Below are 321 nucleotides of genomic sequence, written 5' to 3' on the forward strand. Positions count from 1 at the left end.
TAAAGCAATCATCTGTGTGGGCACTCGTACAGATTGAGTTCTAACAGCCGAGCTTAACTTTCTTTTAGATAGCTAAGCAAGGCAAAAAATTTAGAGTCTCAATTGAAACTGAGTGACCAACAGAATAGTTACTTCGGTGATTATTCGGCACAGTCAATTCAATATCGAAAGATATTAAATAAATTCAGAATTCATTGAGCTGTCGAAAGACAAAAAACTTTTAATTGAAGAGTTTGATCATGGCTCAGATTGAACGCTGGCGGCAGGCCTAACACATGCAAGTCGAGCGGTAACAGAGAGTAGCTTGCTACTTTGCTGACG

Annotated in this window: 1 rRNA gene; it reads left to right on the forward strand. The window is 39.3% G+C overall.

From position 1 onward, the window contains the following. Positions 1 to 221: 221 nt before the first annotated feature. Positions 222 to 321: ribosomal RNA gene (locus H5200_RS23550) — 16S ribosomal RNA — on the forward strand; the annotation flags it as partial.

Origin of the sequence: Pseudoalteromonas sp. SG43-7 (assembly GCF_014164295.1) — a bacterium.
In the GTDB taxonomy this organism is placed as follows: domain Bacteria; phylum Pseudomonadota; class Gammaproteobacteria; order Enterobacterales; family Alteromonadaceae; genus Pseudoalteromonas; species Pseudoalteromonas rhizosphaerae.